Consider the following 6,537-nt stretch of genomic DNA (forward strand, 5'->3'; position numbering starts at 1 on the left):
CGGCCCGGGCCGCCGCCGCACGGTGCCTGGTCTCCACATGGTCCCTGCGACAATGGAACGATGGTTGAATCGGATGCGCTGTTTGAGCTCCAGCAGGACCCGGCGGACACGCTCAGCTTCGCCGGCCTGGCCGAGCTGCCGCTGGCAGAGCTCATGGCTCCGGACTGGGCCGCGGCACTGCAGGGCGTGGAAGCCCAGCTGCGGAAGGTGCTGGCCTTCCTGGCAGGCGAGGAGGCGGCCGGACACCAGCTGCTGCCGGCGCCGTCGAACGTCCTGCGCGCTTTCCGCCAGCCGCTCGCCGGCGTGAAGGTCCTCATCGTGGGCCAGGACCCCTACCCCACGCCTGGACACGCCGTCGGCCTGTCGTTTTCGGTCGACTCCCGCACCCGCCCCCTCCCCCGCAGCCTGGTAAACATCTACCGGGAGCTGGAATCCGATCTGGGCATTCCCCCGCGCGTCCATGGCGACCTTTCGGCGTGGACGCAGCAGGGCGTGCTGCTCCTGAACCGGGTCCTGACCGTCAGGGCCGGTGCGGCCGGCTCCCACCGCGGGAAGGGCTGGGAGGAAATTACGACGGCGGCGGTCACGGCGCTGGCCGCACGGAAGGCCCCGGACGGGTCGGGGTTGCCCTTGGTGGCCCTCTTGTGGGGCAAGGAGGCTGAGGGGGTCCGGCCGCTGCTTGCCGGCGCCCCGGCCGTCGCCAGCGCCCACCCCAGTCCCCTGTCCGCGTCCCGCGGGTTTTTTGGCTCGAGGCCGTTCAGCCGGGTGAACCAACTGCTCCGGGAACAAGGGGCATCTGGCGTAACCTGGGAACTCCCGCCGCTGCCCTAGCTAGGCTTGCCCTATGAGCCCTGTCCCCGCCGCCCCCAGCGCAACCAAGAAGAGCCGTCCGCAGGTCAACCTCACCGTACTGCGCAAGGAGCAGCTGTCCCCGCACATGGTCCGGATCGTGGCCGGCGGAGAGGGTTTCGGCGATTTCATCAACAACGGGTTCGTTGACCGGTACGTGAAGATCATTTTCCCGCAGCCGGACGTGCAGTACCCCTCCCCGTTGGACCTGGAGGTTGTCCGGGAAACCATGCCGCGCGACCAGTGGCCCTTCACCCGCACCTACACGGTGCGCTGGGTGGACCCGGAAACCCGGGAACTGGCCATCGACTTCGTGGTCCACGGCGACGAAGGGCTCGCCGGTCCTTGGGCGGCCAAGGCCCAGCCGGGCGAGACCCTGACGTTCACCGGCCCGGGCGGTGCGTACAATCCCAATCCCGGGGCCGACTGGTATCTCTTTGCCGGTGACGAAGCGGCCCTGCCCGCCATCGCCGCCAGCATCGAGGCCCTCCCGGCAGGGGCAACCGGCCTTGCCTTCCTGGAGGTCGGCTCCGAAGCCGACATCCAGCCCCTTTCGGCGCCTGCGGGTCTGCAGGTGACCTGGCTGCCCCGCAACGGCACCCCGGCCGGTTCCAGCGACCTGCTGGTCAAGGCCGTGGCGGACGCCGAATGGCCCAGCGGCATGGTGGACGTCTTTGCGCACGGCGAACGCGGCTACATGAAGGCGCTGCGGGAGGTCCTGTTCAAGCAGCGCGGCCTCGAACGCCGCCAGGTGTCCCTCTCCGGTTACTGGGCGCAGGGCCGGGTGGAGGACGTGTTCCAGGCTGAAAAGAAACTTCCGGTCGGGCAGATCTAGGTTTTGCTAGCGGCGGCGCGCCCGGCGCCGCTCGTTGCTGGCAAGGCTGCGGGTCAGGGGGCGGGCCAGCACGTCGCCCAGGACGATGCCCCCTGCCGTGCCCAGCACGATGGCACCGGCACTGAGCATCCCGCCGGCGCCCGCCAGGACTTCGGACTCCTCAACGGTGAGCACATACATTGACCGGAATATTGTGAGGCCAGGCAGCAGGATCAGTGCCGCGGGCACCGCCACTACCAGCTGCGGTGCCCCCATGCGCAGTGCCACCACCCGGGCGAGCAGGCCAATGACGACGGCGGCGATGGCAGGTGAGAACCGGTCGCCGATACCCAACACTCCGCAGCCGAGCAGCACCAGGTAACCGGCGACGCCAACGGCCGCCGTGGGCAGCAGCAGCTTCCAGGTGGTCTGTTCCGTGATGCCGATGGCCATCACCGCTGCAGCCACGAAGAGAATGAGGACCCAGAGGTCGTAGGCGGGCGGGAAGGTCTGGGTGACGTCGATGCGCTGCAGGCCGGTGAGCTCCCCCACGACGAAGGCAACGGCGATTCCTGCCACGATGGCGCCGAAGGTCAGGAGGGTGGACAGGAACCGGCCCGCCGCGGTTACGGGGAAGCCGTTGATGGCGTCCTGCACGGAGGACACCAGGCGGCCGGTGGGCAGGAGCAGCAGGATGCCGCCCACCACCACAATTGACGGTGACGTGGTGAGCCCCAGCTGCCACAACAGCAGCGCCAGGATGGTGACCACAAAGGAGCAGCTGGCGGTGATGAAGAAGTCCGGGACCCGCGAGCGTCCCAACTGCCGGGCCAGCAGGCTGATTCCGATATTTGCCGCGAACGCGATCGCCGATGACACCGGGCCGCCGCCCAGCACTCCCACGAACACCGCCGCGAAGATGCCGAACGCCACGGTAACCATCCACCGGGGGTACGGCTTGGGACTGGTGATGGCCTCGTTGAGCCTGCGGATCGCCTCGTCACGGCCCACGCCGCCGGCGACGATGTCGGTGACCAGCTGGTGCACCTTTGCCAGGCCCGCGTAGTTGTTGGTCCATGACCTCACCACGCGCAGCAGGGCGATGGGAGTCTGGTCCTTGGGCGCGTAGTTGATGCCTACGGACTGGTTGGTGATGTCAACCTCGATGTTCTTCAGCCCCAGGGCGGCCGTGACCGCGATGATGCTGGTTTCGACTTCGAGGGCTCCGGCGCCGTAACGGAACATGGTTTCCGCCAGGTGCAAGGCAAAGTCCAAGGTCTTGCGCGCTGAGGTGTCCACGCCGCCCACCTGGATGGTGGGGTTGGCGTACGGGCTGCCCGCCAGCCGGTCCACAATGCTTAACGGAGCCGTGGGAGGGTTCTCGCCCTGGACCAGGCGGCGCAGCATCCGTTTGGCCGCAGCATCCTGCCGGAGCTGCGCAGGGGTCAGCGGTTCAGTCTTGGGCAGGCCGTCAGTTGTCGGCCTGGACCCGGGCCGTTCGGGCCGGTTGGTCATGCCCGGTTCCTCCCTGTGCGCGGTTGATGGACTGTCAGGATGCGCGCTTCAGCGGCAGTTTGCCCAGCAGTGTGCGGGCGGCCGCCGCGGCGGACCTGGCGAGCTTGTTGGCATGGAAGATGGCCGGACGCACCGGCAGGACGAAGTCGCCCACCAGCTGGACCACCTCACCGCCGAAGCCCTTCTTGAACTCGTAGCCGCCGTGGCCTTCCTCGTCCTGCCCGGAGATACCGAACGTGCCATAGAAGTTGTAGCGCGGGTAGCCCTTCTCCAGGGCGTGCAGCATCATTCCCCAGTAGAGGGAGGTTGCGCCGTTGAAGTAGATGTAGTCCTGGACGGTGCCGCCGATGACGCACACCACCTCGTCGCCGTAGCAAACAAAATGGATGGCTGCCACGGTTGCCGTTCCGACCGAGTCGGGGAACCGCTCGATGTCCTTCAGGCTCCGCTCGTAGCTGTCCACCAGGTCCTGGACCACCTTGAGCCGGTTGGCCTTCTTCTTGCTGCCTGTCTCCTCAACCTCGCGGCGGAGTTCGGCTGCCGTGGCTGACTCCGCGGCCAGGCGTTCGGTAATGGACTTGCGGTAGGCCGGGATGTCGATCTTGGCCATCATCAGCTTGGTGAATTCCGCGGAGGTGGTGCGGAGCAGGTTCTCGTAGTAGGCGCGTTCGCGGTACACGAAGCCCTTTTCGTCGCCGGCGCGGCTCAGTGCGCCGTAGAAATCGTCGAGGGTTTCCAGGGTGGCCTGTTCGAGGAAGACGCCGTTCTTCTCCGCCTTGCGGATGGCTTTCCGCGTCCGGTAGCTGGTGCCCATGATCAGTTCTTCGGCGTCCTGGATCCCTACCAGGTTCTTGATGAACATCCAGTTGACGTTGACGAAGTTCATGTCCAGGCCCTGGTGTTGGAATCCCAGTCGCTCCAGGTCCGCCACCAGCGGCCGGTTGTCTTCGACGTCCGGCTGCTCCGCGCCGTCGGCGTCCCGGGCGATGTACCGGATGTTGGGAGAGATCCGCAGCTCAGCGGCTTTGCGGCCCGCCGCATGCTTGCGGAGGAGCCCGACGACGGCGCCCACCAGTTCGCGGTCCGTGTAGTCCATGAGGGGGCCCTTGGCGCATTCGCAGACGGTGTATCCCAGCCGGGTGGTGGTGAAGTTGAGCTTTCCGGCGGCGACAAGTTCGCCGTCGCACCGGACTCCGAAGAGTTCCACCTGCTGTCCACGGGCGCGCTGGAAGCGGGCAAAGTCGATGGACTGCAGGAAACTGTTCTGCGGGTGCTTCAGGGCGAAGGCCTCGAAGTCGGCGTCGCTGAGGTTGGCGTACTGAAGCCCGGTAGCGGCGGAAACTGTGTTCAAGGGGTGACCTTCTTCTCGACTCTTCGCGGCCGGGGGGCTCACGGGGCGGACGGTATTCGGGGCAGGCTGCACAGGGGTGCGGCCCGGCGGGTGCCTGGGTGTTGGCGCGTGGTGGGGGCTGGTCAGTAGAACTGCTGGCCGGTGCGTGCGGTTTCGATCCGGCGGAACACCTTTTCTCCTCCGTTGACCCACAGCCGGTGCCGGAGTGGGGACAGGACGTAGTCGTGGCAGCCCACAAAGTCGGTGACGGTCTTGGTGAAGCTGGTCTTGAACATCCCCATGCCGTAGAGGTTGTGGGCCTTGTCCTTGATGCGCGCAGCCGGCGGCGTTCCACAGAAGTCGTATTCCGTGCAGCCGAGTTCCTGCATCCGTTTAATGGCAGTCCACTGCACCAGGTGCGAATCCCCGTATTGCTTGCGGTTCTGGATGGAGCCGCCATCCTTGTAGGTAGCCTTGGCACCGTAGTTGATCACGAAGGCGCCGACGCTGGGTTTTCCGTCCTCGTAGGTGAAGAAGAAGTTGCCCTGGCCGCGGTTGCAGAACTCGTCCCAGAACCGGGCGTAGTAGTCGTAGCTGCGGAGCGGCATGGATCCCTTTGCGCTGACGGTATTGGCCATCAGGTCGTACAACGTCCGGTAGGTTTCCGGCCCATGCTCCTGCCGGACCACCTGGCAGCCCTCACGCTCTGCACGCCGGATGGCGTTCCGGGCGCGGGAGGACACGGCCTTGAACACTTCCTCTTCCGTGCCGGAGATGTCCAGCAGGGCGGTGGAGTCGTTGGACTGGATGTTGGGGGCCTTGGCCAGGTTGGCCGCTGCGAGTTCCCGCCGCGCGTCGTCGGAGTCGATGATGTCCGGTTCCACCTTGATGGTGAATACGTTCAGCCTCCTGCCGCGGACCAACCGGGCGCACGCTTCGAGGGCAGGTCCCAGGTCCGCTGCCCCTGTCAGGTCAGGGCCCTTAATGAGGTACCAGAGCCGGCCCAGGACGGGAAAGCTCTTTTCCAGGACCAGGTTGTAGCTGGAGTTCCCTCCACCTTCCAGCACCAGGAACCGGACTTTCCAGCCACTTCCGTTCTTGACCGATGCGTAGGCGGCCGATTGCAGCATGTTGCCGCCGTTCGGGTTGGCCGTGACGTGCTTGTCCCAGTTCTCAATTTCCTCGGCTGTGGCAAAACGTGCGGTGAATTCTCGCAAGGGGGCCGTGTCCAATCGGGTTTGTGCGCGGTTTCGGTACTTCTGGATGCGTGCGGACATGCAGCCTCAAGTCTAAAGCCTCGGGCGGCTCCGGCTTTTCTTCAGCATCCCTGGAGCGACACCACCCCGTTGTGGCGAGCCACCTTGACGGAGCTCAGCAGGGTCAACAAGGGTTGGGGTATGAAGCTGGATGGGGAACAAGGCATGGCTGCCGCGGGAGGCGGAAGCCGGGCGTACAGCGCAGCCGTGCAGACGGCTGGGCTTGCCGGTTTCCTGCTGGCCTCACTTCTCGTGGCGGCGCTGGGCGGACTCGCCTCGGCGGCAAACGTCACGGGCTGGTACGCCGCCGCGGACAAGGCCCCCTGGTCCCCGCCCAATGGTGTGTTCGGCCCCGTATGGACCATCCTCTATGCGGCGATGGCCGTTGCAGCGTGGCTGGTATGGCGCCAACGTGCCGATGGGACACGGCAGGCCATGGTGGTTTACGGCATCCAACTGGCCCTCAACCTGGCCTGGACCCCGGCGTTCTTCGCCCTCTATCCTGCCCTTGGCACGGCAGCGCTGTGGCTGGGCCTGGCCATCATCCTGGCCCTGATTGCTGCCGTTACGGTGACGGTGCTGCATTTCGGTCCCATCAACCGGATGGCAGGGTTACTCCTGCTGCCCTACATCTCATGGCTGGTGTTCGCGGCCAGCCTCAACTGGTGGGCGGCCGTCCACAACTAGGCACCTTGGGTCAGCATTCGACGACGTTGACGGCGAGGCCGCCCATGGCGGTTTCCTTGTATTTGTCGCTCATGTCCTTGCCGGTT

Annotated in this window: 6 protein-coding genes; 3 read left to right on the plus strand and 3 right to left on the minus strand. The window is 66.1% G+C overall.

Translation table 11 applies throughout. From position 1 onward, the window contains the following. Positions 1 to 60 precede the first annotated feature (60 nt). On the plus strand, positions 61 to 831 hold the full coding sequence (locus PV772_RS16570; protein ID WP_347886858.1) for a uracil-DNA glycosylase: 771 nt from the start codon (positions 61 to 63) through the stop codon (positions 829 to 831). 13 nt (positions 832 to 844) lie between these two features. Further along, the gene (locus tag PV772_RS16575) at positions 845 to 1,684 is read left to right on the plus strand and encodes a siderophore-interacting protein (RefSeq protein ID WP_347886859.1); all 840 of its coding nucleotides are present in this window, start codon (positions 845 to 847) and stop codon (positions 1,682 to 1,684) included. A 6-nt stretch (positions 1,685 to 1,690) separates the two neighbouring features. Here PV772_RS16575 and PV772_RS16580 read toward each other — a convergent pair whose 3' ends face one another. The 3 genes from PV772_RS16580 to PV772_RS16590 form a co-directional block, all read right to left on the minus strand. After that, positions 1,691 to 3,178, minus strand: coding sequence for a threonine/serine exporter family protein (locus PV772_RS16580; RefSeq protein ID WP_347886860.1), 1,488 nt, complete (start codon positions 3,176 to 3,178; stop codon positions 1,691 to 1,693). Between the two features lie 34 nt (positions 3,179 to 3,212). After that, positions 3,213 to 4,529, minus strand: a complete 1,317-nt coding sequence (locus tag PV772_RS16585) for a peptidoglycan bridge formation glycyltransferase FemA/FemB family protein (RefSeq protein WP_347886861.1) — start codon at positions 4,527 to 4,529, stop codon at positions 3,213 to 3,215. 122 nt (positions 4,530 to 4,651) lie between these two features. Further along, positions 4,652 to 5,785 (minus strand): peptidoglycan bridge formation glycyltransferase FemA/FemB family protein, encoded by a 1,134-nt coding sequence (locus tag PV772_RS16590; RefSeq protein ID WP_347886862.1) that lies wholly within the window; start codon positions 5,783 to 5,785, stop codon positions 4,652 to 4,654. 120 nt (positions 5,786 to 5,905) lie between these two features. Here PV772_RS16590 and PV772_RS16595 point away from each other — a divergent pair, with 120 nt between their 5' ends. Then, positions 5,906 to 6,451: a TspO/MBR family protein gene (locus PV772_RS16595; protein WP_141158056.1), complete on the plus strand. Its 546-nt coding sequence runs from the start codon at positions 5,906 to 5,908 to the stop codon at positions 6,449 to 6,451. Positions 6,452 to 6,537: the final 86 nt, after the last annotated feature.

It is taken from the genome of Pseudarthrobacter sp. CC12 (assembly GCF_039907755.1).
Classification (GTDB): Bacteria; Actinomycetota; Actinomycetes; order Actinomycetales; family Micrococcaceae; genus Arthrobacter; species Arthrobacter niigatensis.